The sequence below is a fragment of the Vibrio metschnikovii CIP 69.14 genome, assembly GCF_000176155.1.
In the GTDB taxonomy this organism is placed as follows: domain Bacteria; phylum Pseudomonadota; class Gammaproteobacteria; order Enterobacterales; family Vibrionaceae; genus Vibrio; species Vibrio metschnikovii.
The window spans coordinates 200,116-226,279 of sequence record NZ_ACZO01000004.1 but is presented as its reverse complement, the minus strand read 5'-3'; the positions used below and the strand labels follow the sequence as shown (position 1 = coordinate 226,279).

The window sequence follows — 26,164 nt, the reverse complement described above, 5'->3', positions numbered from 1 at the left end:
GAGAAGGCAACTATCGAGTCGTTTATGTTTACGCTGATCACGCTTTCCACTGCCAAAGTCGGGTGGGAGTGACGATTTTAGGTAATGGGACATCCCAACTTTCGTGAGGTAATTGCTCTAGATATTGGCAGTCATGCGCAAGACCAATCGGTGTGGCTCCTTGCCCAGTTACAAACCAATTAGCGAGAGTGCGATCATAATATCCTCCGCCCATCCCTAAGCGTTGACCATGAGCATCAAAGGCTACTAACGGGGTGCAAATCAGATCCAGCTGTTTCAGTGGTTGAATCAGCTGTTGATTGAGTCGCGGCTCAAGAATCGCAAAACGATTACGCACCATGGGCGTGGTCGGTTGATAACGTAAAAAAAGAAGGTGACCGGGAGAAAATGGGTGCAATACCGGTAGATAAACATATTTACCTTGGGCCCATAACCATTCAATCAGAGGTTGAGTATTTAATTCGCCATCAGTAGCCAGATATAGGGCAATATGCTGGCTTGTTTGCGCTTCAGGAAGCTCGATAAAGCGTTGGATTAAGGCTTGACTGGCTTGTTGCTGCTCGGCCTGAGACAGTTGATTGCGTCGTTGACGAATCAATCCACGCAGCTGTTGACGGGTGTGTAACATTAGGAACCCCAGAGTGCCGTTGAGGACTGTGGCCCTTGAACCAGCTGGTTCAAGGCGGATTAGCAATGGCTACCGTAGGCTTCTCGGTACAAGCCGAGCCTGCTCAATAGTGACCAAGTACCAACCCTTATGTGTTGCTTATCGGCTCAGGGACGTACATCCTCTGACAAACACTCCAGGGTAAAACTTGTGCAGATAAAAATAACACTATCCGTGTGGTACTTTATTGAGTACTGCTTGTAGCGATGCAGTCAGCTCTTCCACTCGCTCACTGATTTGTTGCTGTTGTTCATTCTGCTTTTGCCGTTCCGTTTGTAGCTCATAGCAGATATTGAGAGCGGCAATGGTAAGTAGCTTAACCTCATTAGTTACCTTAGTACGTTCAGCCATATCTTTCAATCGTTGATCGAGATCTTGTGCGGCACGTATTAACGATGCTTCTTGTCCAGAGGGACAATTGACACGCGTTGTTTTGCCTAAAATTTCAACGTCAACCGCTTGATTACTCATGATAAGTGAACTCTATTCGCGTAACTAATGATGATTCTATCTGAGCAACCATCGAGGGGCAAACTATAGGTAAAGTGGTCACAAGATTCAAGCTTTTCACGTGGATAAATAGTAATTGGTAAAGCAAACACCGACTTATTAACCAATTTGCGTTAAAGCGAAGCACAAACCCTACACTGAGGATTTTCCCGATGACCTTGAAGTGATAGGATGGCAATTATTTACCATGATGAAGTGACCATGAGCGATACAACGTTTCCCAGTTATAACCAACTAGCCAGCGAACTCCAAGCGGCATCGTTAGCGATAAATCCAGCTGAACTGCATGGTTTGATCGCAGGGATGTTAGCCGGAGGCTTAACTTTGAACGATCAAAGCTGGCAGCCGCTGCTTTTTGATTATACCAATGATGGCATGGGCTGGCCGACGAGCGCATTAGAAAAAGCGAAACAGTTACTGTTAGCGACTCAAGCCGAGCTCGCCAGTGACGATTTTAAGTTAACCTTGTTGGTACCGATCACCGATGATACGAATGCCTTATTTCAGTTTGCGGATGGCGTCGCTGATTGGGTTAATCACTTCATTTCTGGACTGGGTTTAATGGCCGTTACGATGTCCGGTTTATCTGCACATGCCAAAGAAGCACTGCAAGATTTAGAAGAGATTGCAAAATTAGGTATTGATGAAGAGGATGACCTCGATCAGCAAGCGCAGTTACTTGAGCATGTGATTGAACATATCAAAGCGTGTGTGTTTATGTTGTACATCGAGTTTAAAGGGACCGTGAATCCTGATACCAAACCTATTGTGCATTAAGTGAGGGAGCTGTGAGAGAGCTGCAATCTTTTGATGTGATTATTGCTGGTGGTGCAATGGCGGGTTCGACATTGGCATTAGCGCTGAATGCGTTAAGTCAGCAGCCCCTATCGATCGCCATCATCGAACCGTTTCAAACCGACCATCATGCACATCCTGGGTTTGATTCTCGCTCGATTGCATTGGCTCATGGCACGGTAGAATTATTAAAAAACTGGGGGGTGTGGGACAGCTTATATCCTTTTGCAACACCAATCTCCCAGATCCACGTTTCTGACCGCTCTCATGCTGGGATGGTTAACTTCGATTCTGCCCATCTTGGTTTAGATGCTTTAGGGTATGTTGTGGAACTGTCTAAAGTCGGTCAACAGTACGCTGAGAAAATTAACGCCTGCGATAATATAACTTACTATTGTCCGCTCAGCGTTGAGCATGTTGAGCGGACGTCGGAACAGGTTAGCGTGACCTTATCTGATCAGCAGAGAATTGTAGGCAAGTTATTGGTTGCCGCCGATGGTGCGCTGTCGACATCTAGTTCCCAAATAGGATTCGTTCGCCAAGAGCATGATTTTGAACAGGTGGCCTTAATTGCCAATGTACTTTCTGATCAGGCACATCAGGGACGAGCCTTTGAACGTTTTACTTCATCTGGGCCTTTAGCGCTATTACCCATGAGTGATAATCGTTTATCGTTAGTCTGGTGCTTATCTGCCGAGCAAGCTGAACGGATGCAGCATGTCTCAGACAGTGAGTTTCTTACCCAATTACAAGCGACGTTTGGTTGGCGTTTGGGACGATTTTTACAGGTTGGACAGCGTTCTACCTACCCATTACTCCTACGTTATCATCCCCAGACTATCGCGCATCGATTTGTCACCATTGGTAATGCGGCGCAAACGCTGCATCCGATTGCCGGGCAAGGTTTTAATTTGGGGATCCGAGATATTGCCACGCTGGCGCAAGTGCTTAGCGAAGAAGATACTCGGTTGATGGGGGACTATCGTCAATTAGCGACGTTTCGTCAGCGCCGTGAAACGGATCGACAAGCAACGATTCAATTAACGTCGACATTAGTTCATCTATTTTCTAATGATTGGCTGACATTACGAGTGGGACGTAACCTGGGATTAATGGCGATGGAAATGCTTCCCTTGCTAAAAACCCCCTTGCTCAATCGCACTTTAGGATAAAGGTAATGAATATGATGCAAAGTGTGGATATTGCCATCGTCGGTGGCGGTATGGTTGGGTTAACACTTGCGGCAGCGCTAAAAGATTCCGATTTGAGAATCGCGATCATTGAAAGTAAAGCCCCCGACACTCAGCTTGATGCTTTGCCAGACGTTCGAGTGTCTGCTTTGAGCCGCGCGAGTGAAACGGTATTGAAAAACCTTGGCGTGTGGTCGGGTATCCTCGCTCGTCGAGCGAAGCCTTACTTGGGTATGGAAGTGTGGGAGCAAGATAGCTTCGCTCGGATAGCGTTTTCTGCGCAGCAGATTAACCAGCCCAACCTTGGACATATTGTTGAAAATAGAGTCATTCAGTTGGCACTGCTGGATGAAGTAAAAAAACAAGCCAATGTCAGTTTATATATGCCAGCCAATTGCCAACAATTGGCTATTGGCGAGAATGAAGCGTGGCTGACTCTCAGTGATGGCCACGCGTTGACCGCGAAACTGGTCGTGGGTGCGGATGGGGCTCACTCTTGGGTGCGTCGCCAAGTCGACATCCCCTTAACGTATTGGGATTACGGGCATCATGCTGTGGTTGCTAACGTGCGTACTGAGCTGGCGCATCAGGCGATGGCTCGACAAATTTTCACCCCGCAAGGACCGTTAGCCTTCTTGCCGATGAGTGAAGAGCACATGAGTTCGATTGTGTGGTCAACCGAAGCGAGTCGTGCGCAGCAATTGATGGCGCTAGATGATCTGGAATTTAATAAAGCACTGACGGTTGAGTTTGACGCTCGTCTTGGGCGGTGTGAAATCGTCGGAATACGACATGCGATTCCTTTGACGGCGCGTTATGCTCGTGATTTTGCTAGGTCGCGTATCGCATTAGTGGGTGATGCGGCGCATACTATTCATCCTCTGGCTGGGCAGGGCGTTAATTTGGGGCTACTTGATGCGGCGAGTTTAGCTGAGCATATACTGACGACTTGGCAGCAAGGATTTGATATTGGTCATCATCGCCATTTACGACCTTACGAACGCTGGCGTAAAGCAGAAGCCGCCAAAATGCTTGCTAGTATGCAAGGTTTTAAAGAATTATTTTCTGGGAGTCATCCTGCCAAGAAATGGCTGCGTGGTATGGGCATGCATTTGGCGAGTCAGCTTCCCGGAGGGAAGCAGATGATGATGATGCATGCGCTTGGTTTAAAAGGTGAACTACCTAAAATCGCTCAGGGCCTTCATACGGATTATCACCGTGATTATAATCCATTGAGTTAGCCAATTGGTTCACTGAACCATAGTTTCGCGTGTCGATGACGCATAAAAAAAGGGTTGGCCTTAGAGCCAACCCTTTTTCGATGAATGAGGTAATGAGTGAATTAAGCGTAAGCACAACGTAAGCGACGGATTTCTTGGTTGACCTCATTGACGGTCTGGAAATGTCGTTGTTCAGCACGTTCAGGTAAAATCAGTTTTCCATGGTCAAACTCAAATCGACCGACACCGTAGATATAGATTCTTCCTTTAAAAAGACGACTTACGTGCTTAGCAATCATACTGGGTGTATAGCGCTTAAACAGTCTCATATTTCGATCCTTTCTTTGTTTCCATGTTAGTAAGTATAAGTTAAATCACAGAAAAATAGTGTGATGAAGGCAGCTATACTTACTGCATTGACTGACGAGTTTAATAATTTGCCGTACTACCTATCCCGTTTCGGTTGATGATCATTTGGCGATAGGATAGACCATGGTTTAGGTATCGACAGCAGTAATGATTTTTTGTGGCACCTATTGAGCCAAATGAATATGACAGTAATAAGAATAGCGGAAGAAAATAAAAACGAGTGATAGGTGAGTGATTTTTTTGTAAAAAACGCCCGCAAGGTTGCGGGCTAAATAATCACAGATGCATTACACACAAAGCGAGTTACAGGCAAACCCTGCTAATCACTTTTTACTGACGATGCTACCGAACACTTAATCGGTACTTTGATATCAAGTGAACGGACTGACCTTCATCAGTAAAATTAGGGTAACTGAAAATCACACCATTAACTATTTATGATTGAAAAGTGATTTAATATTCACGTGGATACACTGAATAATTTAGCTGTGATCACACTATTTTGACCATGAATAGCGCTAATCGCGAACAATATCTGCAAATTGAGGTTGACATAATTTCACTAAGTCATTCAGTGCTAACGCTATCCCAGCATACGCTGAGCCACTGCTGATGGTTACCAGCGTGCGTTGCATTAATGAATAATCAAAAATAATCGGCAGCGATAGGCTCAAGCATAATGGAGTGACGGTCCCTATCGTATAGCCTGTTAACGCTTCAACTTGAGATCGGTCGACACAAGTCATTCTTCGCCAATCCAATATTTTGCGAACTAGCTTAGGGTCGACAGAGCGATCACCTGGTACACAAGCTAAAGCTAAGCGGTTACTCATGTCGCGCAATAAAAGACATTTGACCATTTGACTGGGATGGATGCCGCGCTGATGTGCGGCATCTTCGATGCTGATTGCGGCTGACTGATGGTGCAGCAGCTGATGATCGATTCCTTGTTGCTCTAGATAGCGGATGATTGGGGTTGAAAGTGGTTTAAGCATTATCCAGTGAATAAGGTAAAGGTTGCAGTGTCCAACGTGTCTCTGGCTGAGACTTGATGCGTAACAGAGTATCAGCCTCTAGGTTATTAGGCAGAACGATAAGCCCGATAGCACGTTGATCGGCAAACGAGTAATGAGCCATGAGCACTCCAGCACTGCGCCAGTTATCACCAACCGCTCGCTCTAATTCTATGCTTTGATCGGCGTTTAACGGCTGATGGATATCACCGGCGACCAGACATAAAGCCCGTTTGTTGATCCCACGATATTTGGCTCTTGCTACGGTTTCTTGCCCGGTATAGCAACCTTTATTAAAACTGATGCCACCTAAAGCCTGTAAGTTTAACGCTTGCGGGATATGTTCATTTTGCTGGTCTTGAGTGACGATCGGCAGTGCTTCTTGAATTTCAAAACGAGTCCAGATCTCTGAGTTGACACGTTGGGCCGGCATGCTTTCCAGTAATGCTTCTACGGAATCAGGCTTAATTAACAGTAACCAACGTTGAGCACTGATTTTCACCGCTGTGCCTTGCTCTAAAACGCGTACGTCATCGCGACAATCATTGAATTGGTTGAGCCGCAGCTCAGCTTGTTTCCCGAGCAGGCCTAAAGCGACATCTTGGCTTTGCTCGATGGCCACTTTAGAAAAAATCGCGTACTTTTTGAGTTCTCGTAATTCGACGTCAACCGCTGAAGCGGGTTGGAACATGGCGTAGCCATCTCGATGATGAAATAAACGAAAAGCGCTCCATACTTTGCCTTTCGCGTCGCAGTGGGCGCCGTAAACCATTTGTTGTGCAGGTAATGCAACCACATTACAGGTGAGCTGTCCTTGTAAGTAAGGTTTACTGTCGATGCCTGAAACGTAGATTGCGGCCCATTGTTCGAGATTGGTCACCATCAATTCAGGCAATCGGTCGTTGGCGGTCACTAAAAGAGGGGTAAATGTATTTTTCCAGCTCATATCCTTCACCTAACTGAAATGATTTTCACTATGTTAATCTGGATCAAGTTTTTTGTCAGCTTGAATAGGGACTGTGACTAAGCTACTAGTTGTATTGAGGGTTGCTTGTTACACTTGCTGAAAATCTACCTAAGGTGAGGAAAGTCGATGTACACTACGCAAGAGAAAGCACGAGTGAAATGGGCATGCCGTCGTGGCATGTTAGAGCTTGATGTGGTTGTCATGCCCTTTTTCGAGGAGTGTTTTGAAGCCTTGAGTGAATCAGAACAGCAAGATTTTGTCTCTTTACTTGAGTGCGATGATCCGGATCTTTTTACTTGGATCATGGGGCATGGTCGCTCAGAAAATCTCGGTCACGCTGCCATGGTAGACAAGATTGTCGCTTATAATCTCAGCAAAGTCCGTTAAGCTTGCTTTAACTCCTTCCCTGTTTGCCCATATTACCGCGTGGTGTCTGTTGATGCTGCTGATATGGGCATTATTAATTTCACCCATCCCTCTCGTGGCCGCAGTGGTTATTCTGTGTTATTGGTTAAAGACACCTTTATTAGATTGGCTGCCAGTCACCTTGTCAGAAGAGATCGAGATTGATTTTTCCGGACGGCTGCGATGGGCAGACCAAGAGTTTTCCTACCAAGGTGTATCGTTATTATATCGAGGATTATTCATTCGTTTTTATGGTCGACAGCGATCAGTGTTTTTATGGCGAGATAGCTGTTCTGAAACGGATTATCGTCAGTTGCTGGGGCGCTTAAAACGGGAGCACTCAGGCTCCCGTTGACGCTATCATCTTGGTGAGAGAATGGTTGGGCCACTCTTTTCTAGTGGTTGCGGATAGTCTAACGTGTAGTGTAACCCTCGGCTCTCTTTGCGTTGCATCGCACAGCGGACCATGAGCTCTGCGACCTGCAATAAGTTACGCAGCTCAAGGAGGTTATTGGATACTCGGAAATGACTGTAGTATTCATGGGTTTCTTGCTGCAATAACTGAATGCGTCGTAAAGCTCGTGCTAAGCGTTTATCGGTACGAACAATGCCCATGTAATCCCACATAAATAGACGGAGTTCATGCCAATTGTGTTGAATGACGACTTCTTCATCCGAGCAAGTCACTTTACTTTCATCCCAATGAGGTAGTGACGGCGGCATCTGGGCTTGAGGATGCTGACGTAAAATATCCTGCGCCGCAGACCAAGCATAAACCACACACTCTAACAAAGAGTTAGACGCCATGCGGTTGGCACCATGCAAACCGGTATAACTGACTTCACCAATCGCATACAACTGTTTAAGATCGGTTTGGCCCTGTTGATTGATAACCACACCACCACAGGTGTAATGAGCCGCTGGGACAATCGGGATCGGTTCTTTGGTCATATCAATGCCCAAATCCATCAGTCGACTATGTATGGTTGGAAAATGCTTCTCTATAAACTCAGCAGGCTTATGGCTGATGTCAAGATACATACAATCAGCGCCTAAGCGTTTCATCTCATAGTCGATGGCTCGAGCGACGATATCCCGTGGGGCTAGTTCGGCCCGCGGATCAAAATCGGTCATAAAGCGGCTGCCATCGGGGCGACGCAAATAAGCGCCTTCACCGCGCAGTGCTTCGGTAAGCAGGAAATTACGAGCCTCTGGATGATACAAACACGTTGGATGAAATTGGTTAAATTCCAGATTGGCGACTCGGCAACCTGCGCGCCATGCCATTGCGATACCATCTCCCGAAGAGACGTCTGGATTTGAGGTATATTGATATACCTTTGATGCTCCGCCGGTCGCGAGCACAACAAATTTAGCTCGAATCGTCTCAACGTGTTCATCGTTACGATTCCAGACATAAGCCCCGACCACTTTATCCGCATCGCCACCAATTTTATCTTCGGTGATCAAATCGAGCGCATTGTAGCGCTCAAACAGGCGAATATTAGGATGATGGAGAATATTATCTTGCAGCGAGGTTTGCATCGCCATGCCGGTGGCGTCAGCGGCGTGCAAAATACGTCGATGGCTATGACCACCTTCGCGGGTTAAATGGTAACGTGGCTGCCCCGCGGGATCGTTCTCTTCTCTATCAAAAGGAACACCGCCATCGATCAGCCACTGAACACACGCTTTGGCATGCTCGGCGATAAATTGTACCGTCTCTTGGTCGCAGATCCCTGCGCCAGCGATCAGCGTGTCTTGCACATGAGATTCGATACTATCGGATTCGTCAAACACCGCCGCAATACCGCCTTGTGCGTAATAGGTCGCCCCTTCACTACGAGGTCCTTTGCTCAATACAATCACATGACAGTGCTCGGCCACTTGCAGCGCTAAAGATAAGCCTGCCGCGCCACTACCTACTATCAATACGTCGCATTGATGTTCTCGAGAGTCGTTCATAAGATGGTTTACTTCCTGAATTTTAAGTGGAACATGCCCACTTGAAATTAAACTAAAGCTGACAAGGTATTTACTTGTTGTACACGTGACTAACCTTTAAGATCTTTATACCTTGCTGCCTATACCTCAAGTAATCTAACTTAGGTATCCGTTGTTCATTACAGCATAATGCGCAGCGTAAAGGAAAATTTTACCTGGCATTGAACTTTCTGTGTGTAATTGAGTCACAATAGTGCTCATGTAAGCAGTGGTGTCAAGCAAGCATTCTGCATAATTAGAGCCCATATCTGAGAAGGTAGGGGGATAACAATAGGAGTAACCGCTCGAATGAACGAGCAGCTGACCGATCAAGTGTTGATTGAGCGAGTTCAGAACGGAGATAAGCAGGCATTTAATCTTTTGGTGTTGAGATACCAAAATAAGGTGTGCAATCTTATTTCGCGGTATGTGAGCAACGCTGGAGACGTGCCCGATGTCGCACAAGAAGCGTTTATTAAAGCGTATCGTGCGATTCCGACGTTTCGCGGTGAGAGTGCGTTTTATACTTGGTTATATCGCATTGCTGTCAATACTGCGAAAAATCATATCGTCGCTCAAAGCCGCCGGCCACCCGCGAATGATATTGATGCTGAAGACGCTGAATTTTACGAAACTAACAATGCATTAAAAGAAATATCGAACCCTGAAAACATTACGCTGTCCAAAGAGTTGAAGCAGGCGGTGTTTAATGCGATAGAGGCGTTGCCTGAAGATTTAAAAACTGCGATGACGTTGCGAGAGCTGGAAGGTTTAAGCTACGAAGAGATCGCCGAAGTCATGGATTGCCCCGTTGGTACGGTGCGTTCTCGTATCTTCCGTGCTCGTGAAGCGGTCGAAAAGCGGATTAAACCGCTTTTGTAACCGATAATGAGCAATAAACATGGTGAAAATAATGGCTGACAAAGAAAAGCTTTCAGCGCTTATGGATGGCGAAGTGGTCGATAAATCGTTGTTACAAACGATCGCTCACGATAATGAAAGTCTCGATACGTGGAAAAACTACCACTTGATCGGTGATGTCATGCGTGGCGATGCCCCCGTGAGTTCAGAATGGAATATTGCTGGAAGAGTCGCTTTCGCTCTAGAAAATGAACCAGCTCATACTCGGTTAAGCGCCGTCACAACAAGTGAATCAGCTGAGCCTCGACTTGAGGATCAGCCTTCAGCGCAAAAAGCTCGTCGTCAATTACCTGCTTGGCTTAGCCAGCTTGGACAAGTGGCGATTGCTGCTAGCGTGTCGTTAGCGGTGATTATCGGTGTTCAGCAATACGGTGGCAGCGATACCGTTGGCGCGCAAGATGATCAAATACCGGTTTTACAGACGATCCCATTTTCAGGCAGTGCTGAGCCAGTGAGTTTGACGCGTGATTCTGTCAATCGACACTCCAGTAATGAAGCCAGCATGCAAGAGCAGCGTCGGCGAATTAATGCGTTACTGCAAGATTACGAACTACAGCTAAGATTAAACAGTGATAATCTAGCCCCTCACACTCACCTAACTGAACCGGTAGTGGAATGAAAAAAATCCTGATCAGTGTGCTGGCACTGTTCAGTTTGCATGTAACTCAGGCCTTTGCAGAGGAATTATCTGCAGAGGCTTTGTTGCATCAGATGAACGACGCAAGTCAGCATCTTAATTATGAACTCTCTTATATTCTGCTGAAGAAAAACAGCATCGAGCCTTTGCTGTATCGTCACGCACGGCAAGATGACCAACAGTTTGCACATTTAATTTATCTGAGCGGTCCTGTACGAGAAGTGATTCGCCGTGGTAACGAAGTCAGCTACATCGAGCCGGGTGTTGATCCTTTTACGATTGAATCCGGCACGATGGTCGCTCCAACCATCCCGATGCTCAATAGTGATGTGGCTAAACTTGGTCAATACTATGATTTTGTTAAGATGGGGCGCGCTCGTGAAGCTGGGGCCGCCTGCCAAGTATTACGGATTGTCCCTAAAGATGGTTTGCGCTATTCCTATGTATTGTGGATAGATGAGCACAGTTCGCTACCTTTACGTGCCGATTTAGTCGATCGTGATGGAGAAGTGCTTGAACAGTATCGTACCATTTCTTATTCGATTAATGATCAATTAGCTACGCTGATGTCTGGACTGAATAAGGTTCAACTGCCTGAAGTGTTGTCATTACCTAAAGGCAATATTCAGCAAACTTTTTGGACCGTGGGCTGGAAGCCTGATGGGTTTCAACCTCTTGAACTAAATCGCTATCGGATGGCGATGACGGAACGTTTAGTCGAGAGCCAGATGTTTTCCGACGGTCTGTTTAATTTTTCTGTGTATGTCTCCGTTCGTGATGATCACTCACTAAAAGGCCAGTTGGTTCGGCAAGGTCGACGTACCTTACACAGTGTGATTAATGGCGACAATGAAATTTCTGTGGTCGGTGATATCCCTCCAGCAACCGCGCAGCGTATTGCTCAGTCGATCACGTTTAGTCGTACTGAGGTTTCACCATGATGACCGCGCTAGCCACCGTGACTGAGGTAAAGCCCCAACCCAGTGGTTATCTCGTTGCGTTGAGTTGTGATCAGCAAACCAGCTGTAACCAGTGTGCTTCGGTTAAAAGCTGTGGGACGGGGATAGTCTCAAAAGCGATAGGCAATAAAGCCTTATTTTGGCGCTTAGTGACTGATAAACCAGTCACCATCGGACAAATCGTCGAGATTGGTTTACCCGAAAAAAGCCTGCTGCAGTCGGCAGCCTTGGTCTACTTAGTCCCATTATTGATGATGATTGTGGGAGCGGTATTGGGAGAACTGTGGTTTGCGCCATTGTTAGGAGCATCGGAAGGCATCGTGATCGCTTGCGCACTGCTGTTTATGGGCTTAGGTGTTGTGATCGCAAAATATTTTTCTACTCAGTTAGAAAATGACTCATCACAGCAGGTGATCTTGCTACGTGTCCTTGGTGAGCCGATCGCCTAAATTATGGTGCGAAGCCTAGCGAAATTGGGTAGAATCGGCCAACTTAAATGAAATGCCACTTCGGTGGCGTTTCTTATTCCCTAATCAGCAAAGAGTTTAGTCATCCCAAGCCTATGAAGCACATTCGTAACTTTTCGATCATCGCCCATATTGACCATGGTAAATCGACGTTATCTGACCGATTAATCCAAGTTTGTGGCGGATTAACCTCGCGTGAAATGTCAGAGCAAGTTCTTGATTCCATGGATCTTGAGCGTGAACGTGGTATCACCATCAAAGCGCAGAGTGTGACACTCGATTATCTCGCTAAAGATGGCCAAACCTATCAGCTTAACTTTATTGATACTCCGGGACACGTTGACTTCTCTTATGAAGTATCGCGTTCTCTTGCCGCTTGTGAAGGTGCCCTGTTGGTGGTGGATGCTGGTCAAGGGGTTGAAGCTCAAACCTTGGCTAACTGTTACACAGCCATTGAAATGGATCTTGAAGTCGTTCCTATCCTCAATAAAATCGATCTACCTGCTGCAGAGCCTGAGCGGGTTGCAGAAGAGATCGAAGACATTGTTGGGATTGATGCCATTGATGCCGTTCGTTGTTCCGCTAAAACCGGTTTAGGTGTCGATGATGTATTAGAGAAAATTGTTTCTCAAATACCGTCACCAGAAGGGGACCCTGAGGCACCGTTACAGGCGTTGATCATTGACTCTTGGTTTGATAACTACCTTGGTGTGGTTTCTTTAGTGCGTATCAAAAATGGCAGCTTGAAGAAAAACGACAAGATCAAAGTCATGAGCACTGGCCAAATCTGGGGCGTGGATCGAATTGGTATCTTTACTCCTAAGCAGGTTGATACTAACGGGTTGGGTTGTGGTGAAGTAGGTTGGGTCGTCTGCGGTATTAAAGATATCTTAGGTGCTCCCGTTGGTGATACGTTAACGCTTGCTAAGAATGGCAGTGAAAAACCGTTACCGGGTTTTAAGAAAGTAAAACCACAAGTTTACGCAGGACTTTTCCCTGTCTCATCGGATGATTATGAAAACTTCCGTGATGCTTTGGGTAAATTGAGCCTCAATGATGCGTCACTGTTTTATGAACCAGAAACGTCTGCGGCGCTAGGGTTTGGTTTCCGTTGTGGCTTCTTAGGGATGCTGCACATGGAGATCATCCAAGAGCGTTTAGAACGTGAGTACGATCTGGACTTGATCACGACGGCACCAACCGTTGTCTATGAAGTGCTTAAAACCGATAAAGAGACACTCTACGTTGATAGTCCGGCTAAATTACCGGCGATCAATGACATAGAAGAGATTCGTGAGCCGATTGCGCGTTGTAATATTTTAGTGCCATCCGATTATCTAGGTAGTGTTATTACCTTGTGTGTTGAAAAACGCGGTACTCAGGTGGATATGATTTATCATGGTAACCAAGTAGCGTTGACCTACGATATTCCTATGGCAGAAGTGGTTTTAGACTTCTTTGACCGTTTGAAATCGACATCACGCGGTTATGCATCACTGGATTATGGTTTTCAACGTTTTGAAGAATCGAGCATGGTTCGAGTCGATGTACTCCTTAACGGAGAGAAAGTCGATGCGTTGGCGATCATCACTCATAAAGATCTTGCTCAAAATCGTGGTCGTCAGTTGGTCGAGAAAATGAAAGAGTTCATTCCTCGTCAGATGTTTGATATCGCTATTCAAGCGGCGATTGGCAACCATATTATTGCCCGTTCAACGGTTAAGCAGTTACGTAAAAACGTATTAGCGAAATGTTACGGTGGTGATATTAGCCGTAAGAAAAAACTGTTGAAGAAGCAGAAAGAAGGTAAGAAACGCATGAAGCAGATTGGTAACGTAGAGTTACCACAAGAAGCGTTCTTGGCTATCTTGCACGTAGGTAAAGATTAATCTTTTACTCGTGCGTTCAGCATTTGCTCTCAAGTGAAAGGGTCTTGGCCCTTTCACTTTCGTATTTTTAGATAAGGGAAGTCAATGGCGAATACATTTTCACTCATTTTGGTGATCGTTACTCTCGTGACCGGGATCATCTGGGCGTTGGAAAAGTGGCTGTGGTCAAAAAAACGTCTACAAAAACAAGCTCAAGTGCAGAACGAAACCAATGGGATTGATGCGGCAGTGGTTAGCAAAATCGCGCCACAACCTTGGTGGGTAGAAAATGCGGTCTCGATTTTTCCAGTGATCGCTTTTGTCTTAGTATTACGCTCGTTTATTTTTGAACCATTTCAAATCCCATCCGGCTCGATGATGCCAACGTTATTGGTCGGGGATTTTATTCTGGTTGAAAAATACGCCTATGGCCTTAAAGATCCTGTATGGCGCACACAATTAGTGGAAACTGGCAAGCCTGAGCGCGGCGATGTGGTGGTGTTTAAATACCCACCTAACCCAAGTATTGACTATATTAAGCGTGTGGTTGGCATGCCGGGCGATATTGTTCGCTACAGCCCTACGAAAGAGATTTGCATTCAGACTCAACAAGATTCCCGTTGCCAAACGGTGAAATTATCTAATGTGCTTGAAAGCGAATTTGTACAGAATAATATTCCATTAATGCAGATGGATGAACAGTTGGGCCAGCAGGCGCACAGTATTTTAGTTAACCCGTTACGGATGGATAATATTCGAGATTATCAACCTCGCGCGGGTGTTAATGAGTGGATTGTTCCACAAGGACACTATTTTGTGATGGGTGATAACCGTGATAATAGTGCTGACAGCCGTTTTTGGGGCTTTGTACCAGAAGAAAACTTAGTGGGTAAAGCCGTTGCTATTTGGATCAGTTTTGAATTTGAACGATCTGCAGATAGCATCTTGCCAGCTTGGATCCCAACCGGAGTGCGATTTAATCGTATAGGTGGCATTAATTAGGTCAGCATTTCGCTGACCCGTAACACATCGAGAGAGCATGAATTCTCCAATTAGTAGATTAGAACCCAAACTCGGTTATCAATTTAATGATCCCGAGTTTATGGAATTGGCGCTTACTCATCGTAGCGCCAATGGTAAACACAATGAACGTCTTGAGTTTCTGGGCGATTCAATTTTAAGTTTTGTCATTGCTGACGAATTATATCGTCGCTTTCCTAAGATCAATGAAGGTGATATGAGCCGCATGCGTGCTACTCTCGTACGCGGAAATACCCTTGCGGAGTTAGGCCGAGAATTTGGCTTGGGAGATTACTTAAAATTAGGTCCAGGCGAGCTGAAAAGCGGCGGTTTTCGTCGTGATTCAATTTTAGCTGATGCCGTAGAAGCAATTATCGGTGCGATTTATCTGGATAGTGACATTGAGATGGCGCGCGGGATTATCTTAAATTGGTATCAGCCGAGATTGGATGCCATCAAACCCGGCGTATCGCAAAAAGATCCTAAAACGCGTTTACAAGAGTTTTTACAAGGTAAACGTAGCCCGCTCCCTATCTATATTGTGACTAATATTAAAGGGGAAGCACACAACCAAGAGTTTACGGTATCGTGTGATGTTGCTGGCATTGCCACACCAGTTATAGGTAAAGGCACTAGCCGACGTAAAGCCGAACAAGCAGCGGCTGAAACCGCTCTGGAGCAATTAAACCATGGCTGATAAAGAATTCGATATTGATGCGTACTTTTCATCAGATCAACAACCGAGCTCATCACCGGATAACCAACACTGTGGTTTTATCGCTATTGTTGGTCGACCTAACGTTGGTAAATCGACTCTGTTAAATAATATTCTTGGGCAAAAAATTTCCATTACCTCACGTAAACCACAGACCACTCGCCATCGTATTATGGGTGTGGATACCAAGGGTGATTATCAAGCGGTTTATGTTGATACTCCCGGGCTGCACATTGAAGAAAAGCGGGCGATCAACCGTTTAATGAATCGTGCTGCCAGTAGCTCACTCAGTGATGTCAATTTAGTACTGTTTGTGGTGGATGGGACGCACTGGACTGCCGATGATGAGATGGTGCTCAATAAACTGCGTCAAGCCAATTTTCCGGTCGTGCTGTGCATCAATAAGGTCGATAACGTCAAAGATCGTAACGATGTGATGCGACACATGCAGGATCTTTCCAGCTTGATGAACTTTGTCGATATTGTGCCTATTTCGGCTAAGTTGGGGAAAAATATTGATGTGCTGCATCAGCATGTTCGTCATCATTTACCGAAAGCAACGCACCATTTCCCTGAAGAGTATGTGACCGATCGTTCACAGCGTTTTATGGCTTCGGAAATTATCCGCGAGAAATTAATGCGCTTTACGGGAGAAGAATTACCTTACTCGGTTACCGTAGAGATTGAGCGTTTTGATTACAACCCAGAAACCGATGGTTTCCATATTAATGCCCTGATTTTGGTCGAACGGATTGGCCAGAAAAAAATGGTCATTGGTAAAAAGGGTGAGAAAATCAAAACCATTGGTCGTGAAGCCCGTCTCGATATGGAAGAGTTGTTTGGACGTAAAGTCTATTTAGAAACTTGGGTCAAAGTGAAATCTGGTTGGGCTGATGATGAGCGAGCTTTACGTTCATTAGGCTATATTGACGATTTATAAATCGTTTCTGGTGAGTTAAACGGCACACCAGAAGATGATCCACAATGAGCTTAACGAATAAGACAGAGTCGCTTTATGCGGCTCTTTGCATCGTACATTTGGCCTTCTACGCTGTACTTTGATTGGAGTGGTTGGTGTCGTTATGATTGATGGTTTTCAGCGTTGCTTTGTCCTTAATCGCCGTCCTTATAGCGAATCAAGCTTAATTTTAGATGTATTTAGTGAAGAGTATGGTCGATTAACGTTGATGGCGAAGGGGGCTCGTGGCAAGCGCTCTCAGCTTAAAGGCGCTTTACAGCCGTTTACTCCACTATTGCTGAAATGGTCTGGCAACAGCACCATGAAGACATTACGTCAGGCTGAGTCGATAAGCTTAGGTCTTCCTTTAAGTGGCATCAGTCTCTACTCGGCGATGTACGTCAATGAATTGGTTGGCCGGGTCTTAGCGAATGACGTTCCCAGTCCCGCCCTATTTCATGATTATTTGTTTGCGCTGACTGAGTTAGCACAAAGTGATAATCCTGAGCCAGCTTTGCGTCGTTTCGAACTGGCATTATTGTCCTCTCTTGGCTATGGCGTTGATTTTTTACATTGTGCGGGCACCGGTGAGCCAATCACTCCGACGATGACCTATCGTTATCGTGAACAAAAAGGCTTTATTGCATCGGTAAGACGCGATAATTTAACCTTTTATGGCGATGAGCTGATTGCGATCAGTGAGCGACGCTTTACCACCAAAAATCAATTACAAGCCGCAAAGCGCTTTACACGTATCGCCTTAAAGCCGTATCTTGGCGGCAAACCTTTAAAAAGTCGGGAGTTATTCCGACCAACAACGCTATCTAGAGCACGGAGTATAGAAACATGAGCTCAATTCTTTTAGGTGTCAATATTGACCACGTTGCCACGTTACGTAACGCGCGTGGTACCCGTTACCCTGATCCTGTGCATGCGGCAGAGATCGCTGAGCGAGCGGGAGCGGATGGCATTACCATTCACCTGCGAGAAGATCGTCGCCATATTCAAGACCGTGATGTGCGTATTTTGCGCGAAACCTTGCAAACGCGGATGAACCTTGAGATGGCGGTGACCGATGAGATGCTCGAAATTGCTTTAAACACTCAGCCTGAATTTGTTTGCTTGGTACCAGAAAAGCGTGAAGAGCTGACCACTGAAGGGGGGCTAGACGTACTGGGACAGTTAGAGAAAGTGAAAGCCGCGACCGAAAAATTGACCACTGCAGGAATTAAAGTTTCTCTATTTATTGATGCCGATCGTGAGCAAATTGACGCAGCAAAAGCATGCGGTGCGCCTTTTATTGAATTGCACACTGGGCATTATGCAGAAGCCTCTAATGAGACAGAGCAGCAAAATGAATTGAAAAAAATCGCGGCAGCGGCAGCCTACGCCAGCGATCTTGGTATTACGGTCAATGCCGGACACGGGTTGACGTACCACAACGTAGCGGCAATTGCTGCTATCCCTGAAATTTATGAGCTGAACATTGGTCATGCGATTGTTGGCCGAGCGGTGTTTGATGGTTTGAGCAAAGCGGTCGCGGATATGAAAGCGATCATGGATAACGTGCGTCGTTAATTGTCGATGATTGTTGGCTTAGGCACAGACATTACTGAGATTGAACGCATTGAGAAGGTGCTTACCCGTAGTGGTAGCGCCTTTGCGGCGCGGATCCTCACTCCTGAAGAACAGGTTAAATGTGCGGCTTTAAAACAGCCCGCGCGCTTTTTAGCCAAACGTTTTGCTGCCAAAGAAGCGGCGGCCAAAGCCTTAGGTACCGGGATCGCCAATGGTGTCACGTTCCATGATTTTCAAATTACCAATGATGCCCAAGGTAAACCTCATCTAATTCTGCATGGGCGAGCGCAGCAACTCGCCGAAGCCATGCAAGTCACATCCATTCATCTATCGCTTTCCGATGAGCGACATTATGCTGTCGCTACGGTGATTTTTGAGTCATAAAGTTTCTCTCGTTTCTGAGTCAATGCTTTGACTACGTTCGTTTTACTCCATCACATCATTTATCTGCGCTTTACCTACTGTCTACTGGTCACTCCAATTAGTTTAGGTATAGCTGTATGATATCTGCCATCCATCGCATACTGACGAAAATCAGCGTAAGACATTCTCACACTTTTGGGCTTATTATTGAGTATCTTTACGAATAATTTATGCTTTTTTAATGTTGTAATCTAGAGAATTTACTTCAATCCCTTTTATCTTAGTTTTGTTCATTTATTGAGGAAACTAGAGATGGAATGGTTGCTATTACTTCTTTCTATTGCGTTATTTATTTATTTATCAGTGGCAATGTATGCCCCTGAAAAATTTTAACGGTGGGCAATATGTTAGAAATATTTATAATTTGTTTATTAGCGTTTGGGTTAGCATTACCTTTAGGGTTGTATATGACGAAGGTGTTTTTGTATAAAAAACATCTTCCTGATCATATATTTAACCCAATCGAGAGGTTGATTTATCGTTTAATAGGAATTGATGCTGATAAATTAATGACATGGAAACAATATGCGTTTTCTTTTCTTGTTAGTAATTTAATGCTAGGAATTGTTGCTTTTCTAATTTTGAAGTATCAGCATATACTCCCATTAAACCCTGATGGTATTGACCCTTTATCTTGGGATTTAGCGCTTCATACTGCTATTTCATTTTTAACGAATACGAATCAACAGCACTATTCGGGACAGGCTCAATTAACTTATCTATCGCAAGGAACTTTGATTGTAACCTTACAATTTATTACTCCTGCGATGGGATTAGCTGTGTGTGTGGCAATTATCAAGGCTATGACTGGTGGCGTTAATAATGATTCCGCCAAAGAGGGCGAGGAGCGTCTACTGGGTAATTTTTATGTTGATACTATAAAAGGTACATTACGAGTTTTGATTCCTTTGGCATGTGTATTTGCCTTGGCATTATCCTGGCAAGGTGTTCCGAGTACATTTTCTGCTTCTCAAACGATACAAACTATTGATTCTCAATCTGAGCTGACCCATCAAACTATACCTGTCGGGCCAGTTGCTGCGATGGTCGCAATTAAGCAACTAGGTACAAATGGTGGGGGTTGGTATGCGCCAAACAGTAGTAATCCATTAGAAAACCCAACACCAGTGAGTAATGCGATTGAAACTATTGCTTTAGTACTGGTTCCGATGGCCATCGTTTTTATGGCTGGTGGATTGATGAGACGCAAATCTTTTTCAGTGATGACTTTTGTCGTTATGAGCATCATTAGTGTTAGTTTTATTACATTAACAGTGTATAGCGAACTTCAGCCAAATGCTGCTTTTCAGGGGTTAAGTCAAAGTGGCCCTAATATGGAAGGCAAAGAGGTACGATTAGGGGTAGGACCTTCGGCACTATGGGCAACTTTTACTACTCAAACTTCCAATGGTTCCGTTAATGCTATGCATGATTCGTTTAATCCTTTGGGTGGCTTAATCACTCGGAGCGGTATGCTTATCAGTGCCATTTGGGGGGGGATTGGTGGTGGGTTTGTGACCTTTATGGTCTATGTTTGGTTAGCTGTTTTTCTTTCTGGTCTGATGATTGGTCGAACGCCCGAGATATTTGGTCGTAAGATTGAAACAAAAGAGATAACGATGCTATCCAGTTTAATTCTACTACCAGCACTGACGATTTTATCATTTACTGCAATAACGCTGACTTTTCCTAGTTTGACTGGAAATTCCAATCCCGGATTCCATGGTATATCTCAAGTCTTTTATGAATATACATCAGCGTTTGCGAATAACGGCTCCGGTTTTGAAGGACTATCAGATGATACGATTTGGTGGAATATTTCCTGCTCAATTGTATTACTTTTAGGTCGTTATTTACCTTTAATTATTCCATTAATGATCGCTGGATCTTTAGCTAAAAAACGAGTGAGTCCGTCAAATGCAGGTAGTTTGCGTTTAGAATCTCCGACTTTCGCAGCTACTCTTATCGCCGTTATTCTAATCATTAATGTTTTATCATTTTTACCTGCTGCCGTTATTGGGCCTATTGGAGAAGCTCTTGAATTAACGACATCAGTAGTAGGGAATTAATTATGAATCAATCTATTGCAAGTAACGATACTTATATTGAATGGAAACATATTTTAGTCGATTCGTTCAAAAAACTATTGCCACAAAAAATGCTGTCTAATCCTATTATGTTTGTGGTTTGGGTTGGAACCGTACTTTGTATCGGTATTACTATTCATAATCTTGTCCATGAAAAGTCATATATTATGCCTTTTATCACGACATTGATCCTATTTTTTACAGTATGGTTTGCTAACTTAGCTGAGTCTGTTGCTGAAGCGAAAAGTCGTGGTCAGGCAGCTAGTTTACGTTCAGCTAAGCAATCATTAAGGGCTCGTCGTATCGATGGAGACTTTGAGCACTGGGTTGCTGCAACAAATTTAGCGAAAGGGGATCGGGTTCGTGTTGTTCAAGGTGATTATATTCCAGCAGATGGCGATATTGTTATAGGAGTGGCAACGGTTAATGAATCGGCAATAACAGGAGAGTCCGCAGCCGTACTGCGTGAAGCTGGTACTGATCATTCAAGTGTGATTGGTGGTACAAAATTATTGACGGGAGAAATAATTTTTGAAGTTTCTAATGATCCTGGCCACAGTTTTTTAGATCGTATGATTGGTCTGGTTGAAGGTGCTAAGCGTCAAAAAACGCCTAATGAGATGGCATTAACGGTATTGTTATCAGCATTAACTGCCGTGTTTCTTCTGACCGTAATGACTCTTCCTGCCATGGCAAACTTTATGGGTAGTGAATTAGATTATATTATGCTTATTGCTCTATTGGTTTGTTTGATCCCTACGACGATAGGAGGTTTATTACCTGCGATAGGTATTGCAGGGATGAATCGAGCATTAAAAGCAAATATTGTTGCAAAATCAGGTAAAGCTGTTGAAGTTGCTGGGGACATTGATACTTTATTAATCGATAAAACGGGAACAATAACCTTTGGTGATCGTCAAGCGACAGAGTTTTTACCTGTTGATGGAGTGACGGAAAGGGCTCTTATCGATGCTGCAGTATTAGCCTCATTAGATGATCCAACACCAGAAGGAAAGTCGATCTTAAGTTTGGCTTTGAGTAAAAGTATTCAAATAAATGCTAAACCTAAAGGAAGTGAATTCCTGCCATTTTCTCCTAAAACTCGAGTATCAGGGCTCAGATTAGCCGATAAGTCTCTTAAGTTAAAAGGAGCGAGTGATGCAATCAAAGCGTGGAGCGCAGATAAAAATCTCAGCTGGCCTCAGGATACCGATACATTAGTTCGTAGAGTTGCTCAAAAAGGAGGAACGCCTTTAGTTGTTGCATCAAATGAATGTGTATTAGGTGTTGTCGCACTATCTGATGTTGTTAAACCTGGTGTTGCAGAGCGTTTCTCTCGATTAAGAGCATTAGGGGTTCGAACTATTATGGTAACCGGAGACAATCCCATTACGGCTGGTGTTATTGCTGCGGAAGCTGGTGTTGATGATTTTATTGCAGAAGCTAAACCTGAAGATAAGTTGGCTTTAATTCGTCAAGAGCAAGCCAAAGGACGTTTAGTGGCGATGGTGGGGGATGGAACGAATGATGCTCCGGCATTAGCTCAAGCTGATGTCGGTTTGGCGATGAACTCTGGAACTCAAGCGGCTAAAGAAGCTGGTAATATGGTTGATTTGGATTCTGATCCATCAAAATTATTGTCCGTTGTTGAAGTCGGTAAACAGCTACTGATAACAAGAGGTGCATTAACGACGTTTTCACTAGCCAATGACGTTGCAAAGTATTTTGTTATTATTCCTGCAATCTTTGCTGGGACAATTCCAGCGATTGGAATGCTTGATTTTTTACGACTCAATAGCCCTGAAACTGCGGTTATCGCTGCGTTAGTCTTTAATGCACTGATTATTCCTGCTCTTATTCCACTGGCAATGAAAGGTGTCAAGGTTAGTGTTGCCTCCGCCGACAAATTATTGCGAAATAATATGCTTATTTATGGCTTAGGTGGGATGGTATTACCATTTTTTGTGATCAAAGCATTAGATATGTTGATTGGAACACTGTATTAGGATAAGTAAAATGAAGACAGATGTTAACTATTATTCTCAGAGAGAGTTGAATATTTCACAAACTGGTATGGTAGCTTACTGGATACAACAAATTATATGTGCTATTCGTGCAACTTTCGTATTTCTATTACTTTGTGGTGTAGTTTATACAGGGTTGATTACTTTATTAGGTCAGGCACTTTTTCCTTATCAATCATCAGGAAGTTTAATAGAAAAAAATGGAAAATTAATTGGTTCAGAATTGATTGGTCAGCACTTTGTATCAGACTCATATTTTCATGGACGTCCAACCGCTGTAGGGTATGACCCCATGGAAACGGGTGGGAGTAATTTAGCACCAAGTAATCCTGAATTGAGAGAGCGAGTTAAACAAGATAGTATCATTCAGCAAAATATGAATGGTATTTCTACAGAAAATATTCCTGTGGATCTATTGGCAACCTCTGGATCTGGCGTTGATCCTCATATTTCTTTATCGTCGGCTAAAGTTCAAGCTGCAAGAATATCAGCGAATCGTCAATTACCATTAGAGGTTGTGATGCAGGTTATTCATGAATATACAGAGAGTCCTCAATGGGGAATCTTTGGACAAGAACGTGTAAATGTTCTCAAATTAAACTTAGCACTTGACAGATTAACTACTCGTTCTTAAGTTACTTGTCAAAAATAAAACATGCCCATTTTTATAATGGGCATGTTTTTATGCTTCTATTATTAAGAGGTTATATCATTATTTATGCATGAAGAGCATCGTTCGCAAAAGGCTGAAGCATTACTCTGTCAAATCCAGAAAGAAAGCCAAGGAAAGTTGACGATTTTCCTTGGTGCGGCTCCGGGAGTTGGTAAAACATACGCTATGCTTAATGCAGGTAAGGAGTGTTTACAGCGCGGTGTTGATGTCGTTATTGGATTAGTCGAAACTCATGGCAGACAAGAAACTGAATCCACGATGAAAGGGCTAGAAATCCTCCCTCGTAAGAATATTCATTACCAACATACGCTACTCACTGAGTTTGATTTAGATGCAGCGTTGCAACGTAAACCATCACTTATTTTAGTTGATGAGTTAGCTCACACCAATGTACCAGGCAGCCGTCATATACGAAGGTGGCAAGATATTTCTGAGTTGTTATCCACAGGAATTGATGTCTATACAACGGTTAATATTCAGCATATTTCCAGTTTAAATGATGTCATTGCACAAGTTACAGGTGTGACTGTGCGTGAGATTGTACCTGATAACTTCATTGATGATGCCTATGAGATTCGATTTATTGATTTGCCGCCAGTTGCTTTAATTGAAAGGTTACACCAAGGTAAAGTGTACTTACCTGAGTATGCTAAGTTGGCATTAGATACCTTTTTCTCGATTGCTAATTTAACGGCATTACGAGAATTGGCGATGAAGCGAGTGATTTCCAAAGTTGATAGCCATTGGAACACTATGGTTGATGCTGAACAGGGGAAAATAAGTTACACACTCCAAGATAATCTTGTTGTATTGGTCAGTGCGAATAGTGATCACCGTTATCTAATTAGAATAGGTAGGAAAATTGCTGAACGGCGTCAAATATTATGGAGCGTTGTATGGGTTGATAAAGGAAGTCCGCTGACCTCTCAACAAAGAAAAATGCTTAACGATGCATTGAATCTTGGGAAAGATCTTGGTGCTAAAGTGGAGATTATGCGTGGTTCAAGTTGTTACGATACCGTTTATTCTTATTTAATTGACCAACGAGCAAGTACCGTTTTAGTTGGAGTTGGTGAACGTTATCGTTATTTATTCTGGCGTAAGCGTTTATATCAGCGTTTGATTGAATCTGGATTACCTTTAGAGGTATCAGTTTATCACTCCCCTGAATCAAAAGTAAAAATAGTAAAGTCTAATCCAATAGATCCAATTTACAATCGTATTAAAAAACATATTTATGCATTGATTAATGTAGGTTTAGCTTCTTTACTAGCACTTGCCCTTAAAGAAGTATTGAGTAGTGGCAATTTAGTTTTAGTGTTTGTTTTATCAATCATATTAACAGGATTAAAATTAGGAGCGAGGCCAGCTATTGCTGCTGCTATTTATTCATTTTTAAGTTTTAATTTTTTGTTAACGGAGCCATTGTTAACATTTAAAGTATATAGTCAAGATGATATAGCGACACTTGTTTTTTTAATTATAATTGGATTAGTAAGTGGTCCTACAGCATCTCGTATTAGAAATCAATTTATTTTATTAAAAGAGTCTAATCGTTATGCGGAAATTTTACGTGAGTTGGCCCAGCAGCTTTCCATTGTTGAAAGTGAAAAAACATTATGGTCTACAGTTTGCAAAAATATATCTTCCCTAGTGCAAGCCCCTAGTTGGTTTGTCACTCAACAGAATGATGAGATTATTTTTCCTTCAACGTTTATCAATATTAAATTAAAAGCATGTGATGAGTCGGCGATCAGCTGGTCATTAGCAAATGCTAAGCCAGCCGGGCGATTTACCGATACTTTGAATGCTTCACAAGTTACCGTCATTCCTATTGTTCATCATGAGCTAACGATTGGTGTTGTTGTTATTGGTTGGAAAAAAAATCATCGAGATTTTACGCAGTTTGATAAGGACTTAATAAATTCGATGTTAAACCAAGCATCAAATACTTGGCAGAGAATTCGATTGAGTACCGATCTTGAAGCATCACGTGTAAAAACAGAAGTTGAGCAAATTCGGTCTTCGCTACTTTCATCGGTATCCCATGATTTAAAATCTCCCTTGTCTGCAATGATGGGGGCTGCTGAAACATTAAAAGAATTTGATGACAAATTGATTAAATCTCAAAAAATAGAGATGTTAGATACTATTCTTCAAGAAAGTCGTCGTTTAGAAAGTTATATTCAAAACCTTCTGGATATGACAAAGTTAGGCTATGGTGGGCTAAAAATAGAAAGAGATTGGGTTTCTATTGATGATATTGTTTCTAGTGTAATATCAAGATTAAGACGCTATTTCCCAAACACTAAAGTTAATTATTTTTCTCAAGAAGATGCTCCCTTACTGTATGTTCACGCTGCTTTAATTGAGCAGGCTATATTTAATATATTAGAAAACTCATCTCGTTATACACCAGAGAAAGAATCTATAGCTGTCCATCTAAATATTGACAATAACTCATGTATAATTGCTATCGAAGATCGAGGTCCTGGAATTCCTGATGATAAGAAAGATAGTATTTTTAATATGTTTTATGTTATTTCCGATGGTGATAATAAGAAAAATAATACAGGAATGGGTTTAGCTATTTGCAAAGGAATGATTAGTGCTCATGGTGGTAAAGTGAGAGTGAAAGATAGAGCTCATGGTAGAGGAACTCGATTTGAGATTGAGCTGCCTCTGGCATATCCGACTGTAGAAATAAAGTAAGGT

The 26,164-nt window shown here is 43.6% G+C and carries 27 protein-coding genes and 1 other RNA gene; 21 read left to right on the top strand and 7 right to left on the bottom strand.

Annotation, left to right across the window (positions count from 1 at the left end):
- Window positions 1–37 precede the first annotated feature (37 nt).
- The 3 genes from VIB_RS02110 to zapA all read right to left on the bottom strand — a co-directional run bounded on the left by VIB_RS02110 (window position 38) and on the right by zapA (window position 1,138).
- Window positions 38–628 (bottom strand): 5-formyltetrahydrofolate cyclo-ligase, encoded by a 591-nt coding sequence (locus VIB_RS02110; RefSeq protein WP_004394346.1) that lies wholly within the window; start codon window positions 626–628, stop codon window positions 38–40.
- A 1-nt stretch (window position 629) separates the two neighbouring features.
- Window positions 630–813: non-coding RNA, 6S RNA (gene ssrS, locus VIB_RS17220), on the bottom strand.
- A 22-nt stretch (window positions 814–835) separates the two neighbouring features.
- Entirely contained in the window at window positions 836–1,138 is a 303-nt protein-coding gene (gene zapA / locus VIB_RS02105) for a cell division protein ZapA (RefSeq protein WP_040903846.1), read from the bottom strand.
- Window positions 1,139–1,378: 240 nt separating this feature from the next.
- Between zapA and VIB_RS02100 the strand changes: the two genes are divergently transcribed.
- Genes VIB_RS02100 through VIB_RS02090 form a run of 3 tightly spaced genes read left to right on the top strand, consistent with a single transcriptional unit; the run spans window position 1,379 to window position 4,403 of the window.
- Entirely contained in the window at window positions 1,379–1,954 is a 576-nt protein-coding gene (locus VIB_RS02100) for a YecA/YgfB family protein (protein ID WP_040903869.1), read from the top strand.
- 11 nt (window positions 1,955–1,965) lie between these two features.
- Window positions 1,966–3,144 (top strand): 2-octaprenyl-6-methoxyphenyl hydroxylase, encoded by a 1,179-nt coding sequence (ubiH, locus tag VIB_RS02095; RefSeq protein ID WP_004394343.1) that lies wholly within the window; start codon window positions 1,966–1,968, stop codon window positions 3,142–3,144.
- 11 nt (window positions 3,145–3,155) lie between these two features.
- The gene (locus VIB_RS02090) at window positions 3,156–4,403 is read left to right on the top strand and encodes an FAD-dependent 2-octaprenylphenol hydroxylase (protein ID WP_040903868.1); all 1,248 of its coding nucleotides are present in this window, start codon (window positions 3,156–3,158) and stop codon (window positions 4,401–4,403) included.
- A gap of 101 nt (window positions 4,404–4,504) precedes the next feature.
- Here the strand turns inward: VIB_RS02090 and VIB_RS02085 are convergent, their stop codons facing one another.
- The 3 genes from VIB_RS02085 to ygfZ all read right to left on the bottom strand — a co-directional run bounded on the left by VIB_RS02085 (window position 4,505) and on the right by ygfZ (window position 6,710).
- Entirely contained in the window at window positions 4,505–4,711 is a 207-nt protein-coding gene (locus VIB_RS02085; RefSeq protein ID WP_040903845.1) for a DUF1107 domain-containing protein, read from the bottom strand.
- A gap of 558 nt (window positions 4,712–5,269) precedes the next feature.
- Window positions 5,270–5,746 carry an aminoacyl-tRNA deacylase gene (locus VIB_RS02080; protein ID WP_040903844.1) on the bottom strand — a complete coding sequence of 159 codons (477 nt, stop codon included), beginning with the start codon at window positions 5,744–5,746 and terminating at the stop codon, window positions 5,270–5,272.
- Window positions 5,739–6,710, bottom strand: coding sequence for a tRNA-modifying protein YgfZ (gene ygfZ / locus VIB_RS02075; RefSeq protein ID WP_004394339.1), 972 nt, complete (start codon window positions 6,708–6,710; stop codon window positions 5,739–5,741). Before ygfZ ends, VIB_RS02080 begins: the two co-directional genes overlap by 8 nt.
- A gap of 147 nt (window positions 6,711–6,857) precedes the next feature.
- Here ygfZ and VIB_RS02070 point away from each other — a divergent pair, with 147 nt between their 5' ends.
- Together VIB_RS02070 and VIB_RS02065 are read left to right on the top strand one after the other, a co-directional pair.
- A complete protein-coding gene (locus VIB_RS02070; protein WP_004394337.1) occupies window positions 6,858–7,118 on the top strand; it encodes an FAD assembly factor SdhE in 261 nt (86 codons plus the stop codon).
- On the top strand, window positions 7,087–7,491 hold the full coding sequence (locus VIB_RS02065; RefSeq protein WP_308170713.1) for a protein YgfX: 405 nt from the start codon (window positions 7,087–7,089) through the stop codon (window positions 7,489–7,491). Before VIB_RS02070 ends, VIB_RS02065 begins: the two co-directional genes overlap by 32 nt.
- Window positions 7,492–7,496: 5 nt before the next feature.
- Here VIB_RS02065 and nadB read toward each other — a convergent pair whose 3' ends face one another.
- Entirely contained in the window at window positions 7,497–9,101 is a 1,605-nt protein-coding gene (gene nadB / locus VIB_RS02060; protein WP_004394336.1) for an L-aspartate oxidase, read from the bottom strand.
- 327 nt (window positions 9,102–9,428) lie between these two features.
- On the opposite strand from nadB, the gene rpoE reads away from it, so the two are divergent.
- The 16 genes from rpoE to VIB_RS01985 all read left to right on the top strand — a co-directional run bounded on the left by rpoE (window position 9,429) and on the right by VIB_RS01985 (window position 26,161).
- A complete protein-coding gene (rpoE, locus tag VIB_RS02055; RefSeq protein WP_040903842.1) occupies window positions 9,429–10,001 on the top strand; it encodes an RNA polymerase sigma factor RpoE in 573 nt (190 codons plus the stop codon).
- Window positions 10,002–10,032: 31 nt separating this feature from the next.
- A complete protein-coding gene (locus VIB_RS02050; protein WP_040903841.1) occupies window positions 10,033–10,659 on the top strand; it encodes a sigma-E factor negative regulatory protein in 627 nt (208 codons plus the stop codon).
- Entirely contained in the window at window positions 10,656–11,618 is a 963-nt protein-coding gene (gene rseB, locus VIB_RS02045) for a sigma-E factor regulatory protein RseB (RefSeq protein ID WP_004394333.1), read from the top strand. The genes VIB_RS02050 and rseB overlap by 4 nt, the downstream gene beginning before the upstream one ends.
- Window positions 11,615–12,085: a SoxR reducing system RseC family protein gene (locus VIB_RS02040; RefSeq protein WP_040903838.1), complete on the top strand. Its 471-nt coding sequence runs from the start codon at window positions 11,615–11,617 to the stop codon at window positions 12,083–12,085. Before rseB ends, VIB_RS02040 begins: the two co-directional genes overlap by 4 nt.
- A gap of 113 nt (window positions 12,086–12,198) precedes the next feature.
- Complete coding sequence (lepA, locus tag VIB_RS02035) at window positions 12,199–13,992, top strand: translation elongation factor 4 (RefSeq protein ID WP_004394330.1); 1,794 nt, start codon at window positions 12,199–12,201, stop codon at window positions 13,990–13,992.
- A gap of 84 nt (window positions 13,993–14,076) precedes the next feature.
- Window positions 14,077–14,973, top strand: coding sequence for a signal peptidase I (lepB, locus tag VIB_RS02030; protein WP_004394329.1), 897 nt, complete (start codon window positions 14,077–14,079; stop codon window positions 14,971–14,973).
- Between the two features lie 37 nt (window positions 14,974–15,010).
- A complete protein-coding gene (gene rnc, locus VIB_RS02025; protein WP_040903835.1) occupies window positions 15,011–15,688 on the top strand; it encodes a ribonuclease III in 678 nt (225 codons plus the stop codon).
- Complete coding sequence (gene era / locus VIB_RS02020) at window positions 15,681–16,646, top strand: GTPase Era (RefSeq protein WP_004394322.1); 966 nt, start codon at window positions 15,681–15,683, stop codon at window positions 16,644–16,646. Before rnc ends, era begins: the two co-directional genes overlap by 8 nt.
- Window positions 16,647–16,788: 142 nt before the next feature.
- Window positions 16,789–17,514, top strand: coding sequence for a DNA repair protein RecO (gene recO, locus VIB_RS02015; RefSeq protein WP_004394321.1), 726 nt, complete (start codon window positions 16,789–16,791; stop codon window positions 17,512–17,514).
- Window positions 17,511–18,242, top strand: a complete 732-nt coding sequence (gene pdxJ / locus VIB_RS02010; RefSeq protein ID WP_004394319.1) for a pyridoxine 5'-phosphate synthase — start codon at window positions 17,511–17,513, stop codon at window positions 18,240–18,242. The genes recO and pdxJ overlap by 4 nt, the downstream gene beginning before the upstream one ends.
- 6 nt (window positions 18,243–18,248) lie before the next feature.
- Window positions 18,249–18,626 carry a holo-ACP synthase gene (gene acpS / locus VIB_RS02005; RefSeq protein WP_004394318.1) on the top strand — a complete coding sequence of 126 codons (378 nt, stop codon included), beginning with the start codon at window positions 18,249–18,251 and terminating at the stop codon, window positions 18,624–18,626.
- A 291-nt stretch (window positions 18,627–18,917) separates the two neighbouring features.
- On the top strand, window positions 18,918–18,998 hold the full coding sequence (gene kdpF / locus VIB_RS18305) for a K(+)-transporting ATPase subunit F (RefSeq protein WP_083797734.1): 81 nt from the start codon (window positions 18,918–18,920) through the stop codon (window positions 18,996–18,998).
- Window positions 18,999–19,009: 11 nt separating this feature from the next.
- Window positions 19,010–20,734: a potassium-transporting ATPase subunit KdpA gene (kdpA, locus tag VIB_RS02000; protein WP_004394316.1), complete on the top strand. Its 1,725-nt coding sequence runs from the start codon at window positions 19,010–19,012 to the stop codon at window positions 20,732–20,734.
- Window positions 20,735–20,736: 2 nt separating this feature from the next.
- On the top strand, window positions 20,737–22,758 hold the full coding sequence (gene kdpB, locus VIB_RS01995) for a potassium-transporting ATPase subunit KdpB (RefSeq protein ID WP_004394314.1): 2,022 nt from the start codon (window positions 20,737–20,739) through the stop codon (window positions 22,756–22,758).
- Between the two features lie 10 nt (window positions 22,759–22,768).
- Window positions 22,769–23,410: a potassium-transporting ATPase subunit KdpC gene (gene kdpC, locus VIB_RS01990; protein ID WP_004394313.1), complete on the top strand. Its 642-nt coding sequence runs from the start codon at window positions 22,769–22,771 to the stop codon at window positions 23,408–23,410.
- An 84-nt stretch (window positions 23,411–23,494) separates the two neighbouring features.
- Window positions 23,495–26,161, top strand: coding sequence for a sensor histidine kinase (locus VIB_RS01985; protein ID WP_004394312.1), 2,667 nt, complete (start codon window positions 23,495–23,497; stop codon window positions 26,159–26,161).
- The last annotated feature ends 3 nt before the right edge of the window (window positions 26,162–26,164 follow it).

Coding starts and splice junctions, on each gene's coding strand:
- recO (WP_004394321.1), top strand. CDS start 16,789: ATGATTGATGGTTTTCAGCGTTGCTTTGTCCTTAATCGCCGTCCTTAT.
- kdpC (WP_004394313.1), top strand. CDS start 22,769: ATGAAGACAGATGTTAACTATTATTCTCAGAGAGAGTTGAATATTTCA.
- kdpA (WP_004394316.1), top strand. CDS start 19,010: ATGTTAGAAATATTTATAATTTGTTTATTAGCGTTTGGGTTAGCATTA.
- acpS (WP_004394318.1), top strand. CDS start 18,249: ATGATTGTTGGCTTAGGCACAGACATTACTGAGATTGAACGCATTGAG.
- VIB_RS02040 (WP_040903838.1), top strand. CDS start 11,615: ATGATGACCGCGCTAGCCACCGTGACTGAGGTAAAGCCCCAACCCAGT.
- VIB_RS02070 (WP_004394337.1), top strand. CDS start 6,858: ATGTACACTACGCAAGAGAAAGCACGAGTGAAATGGGCATGCCGTCGT.
- ygfZ (WP_004394339.1), bottom strand. CDS start 6,710: ATGAGCTGGAAAAATACATTTACCCCTCTTTTAGTGACCGCCAACGAC.
- rpoE (WP_040903842.1), top strand. CDS start 9,429: ATGAACGAGCAGCTGACCGATCAAGTGTTGATTGAGCGAGTTCAGAAC.
- lepB (WP_004394329.1), top strand. CDS start 14,077: ATGGCGAATACATTTTCACTCATTTTGGTGATCGTTACTCTCGTGACC.
- VIB_RS02110 (WP_004394346.1), bottom strand. CDS start 628: ATGTTACACACCCGTCAACAGCTGCGTGGATTGATTCGTCAACGACGC.
- VIB_RS02100 (WP_040903869.1), top strand. CDS start 1,379: ATGAGCGATACAACGTTTCCCAGTTATAACCAACTAGCCAGCGAACTC.
- pdxJ (WP_004394319.1), top strand. CDS start 17,511: ATGAGCTCAATTCTTTTAGGTGTCAATATTGACCACGTTGCCACGTTA.
- era (WP_004394322.1), top strand. CDS start 15,681: ATGGCTGATAAAGAATTCGATATTGATGCGTACTTTTCATCAGATCAA.
- nadB (WP_004394336.1), bottom strand. CDS start 9,101: ATGAACGACTCTCGAGAACATCAATGCGACGTATTGATAGTAGGTAGT.
- kdpB (WP_004394314.1), top strand. CDS start 20,737: ATGAATCAATCTATTGCAAGTAACGATACTTATATTGAATGGAAACAT.
- VIB_RS02050 (WP_040903841.1), top strand. CDS start 10,033: ATGGCTGACAAAGAAAAGCTTTCAGCGCTTATGGATGGCGAAGTGGTC.
- VIB_RS01985 (WP_004394312.1), top strand. CDS start 23,495: ATGCATGAAGAGCATCGTTCGCAAAAGGCTGAAGCATTACTCTGTCAA.
- kdpF (WP_083797734.1), top strand. CDS start 18,918: ATGGAATGGTTGCTATTACTTCTTTCTATTGCGTTATTTATTTATTTA.
- VIB_RS02080 (WP_040903844.1), bottom strand. CDS start 5,746: ATGCTTAAACCACTTTCAACCCCAATCATCCGCTATCTAGAGCAACAA.
- lepA (WP_004394330.1), top strand. CDS start 12,199: ATGAAGCACATTCGTAACTTTTCGATCATCGCCCATATTGACCATGGT.
- VIB_RS02085 (WP_040903845.1), bottom strand. CDS start 4,711: ATGAGACTGTTTAAGCGCTATACACCCAGTATGATTGCTAAGCACGTA.
- rnc (WP_040903835.1), top strand. CDS start 15,011: ATGAATTCTCCAATTAGTAGATTAGAACCCAAACTCGGTTATCAATTT.
- zapA (WP_040903846.1), bottom strand. CDS start 1,138: ATGAGTAATCAAGCGGTTGACGTTGAAATTTTAGGCAAAACAACGCGT.
- rseB (WP_004394333.1), top strand. CDS start 10,656: ATGAAAAAAATCCTGATCAGTGTGCTGGCACTGTTCAGTTTGCATGTA.
- VIB_RS02090 (WP_040903868.1), top strand. CDS start 3,156: ATGATGCAAAGTGTGGATATTGCCATCGTCGGTGGCGGTATGGTTGGG.